At 48.8% G+C, this 562-nt stretch carries 1 protein-coding gene; it reads left to right on the top strand.

Annotated features, from left to right (window positions below):
- A partial coding sequence (locus HMPREF1627_RS00740) for a CRISPR-associated endonuclease Cas1 (protein WP_034500323.1) occupies positions 1-562 on the top strand: 562 nt, incomplete at its 5' end.

The raw sequence follows: 562 nt of genomic DNA, 5'->3' as shown, positions 1-562 counted from the left end.
CAGTCTGCGTTTTGCCGGAGAGGATGTCTCTGCGTTAAGTATGCGTTCACTGCGGGGGCGTGAGGGCGCACGCATGCGGGAGATATATAAGGAGAACTCGCTACGGACGGGAGTGCCTTGGACTCGGAGGGCTTACGATCCTAATCGGTTTAGTGATGGCGATCCTGTTAATCAGGCTCTTTCGGTTGCAAATTACTCGCTTTATGGCGTGATACACGCGGTCATAGTGTCATTGGGTTGTTCTACTGGTCTTGGCTTTGTACATGTGGGGCATGACAGGTCTTTCGTTTATGACATAGCAGATTTATATAAGGCTGAGACTTCGATTCCTATTGCGTTTGATGTTGCTCGTGACTATCCGGATGATTGCGTTGTAATGGCGAGGAAGAAGATGCGGGACAGCATATTTGAGAAGAAGATCATTGAACGTGCTGTTCGTGATGTGAAGATTCTTTTAGAGGGCGAGACTGTGACGGCTGAGCAGTTGGAAGCGAACGTAGTTTCGTTGTGGGACTTGAAGCAAAGTTCTGTGGCTGCTGGTACGAATTACGCTGATTTCTAG

The organism is Actinomyces sp. S6-Spd3, assembly GCF_000758755.1.
Classification (GTDB): Bacteria; Actinomycetota; Actinomycetes; order Actinomycetales; family Actinomycetaceae; genus Pauljensenia.
Note: the sequence above shows the minus strand (reverse complement) of the source record. Positions and strands in the feature narration are given on the sequence as shown.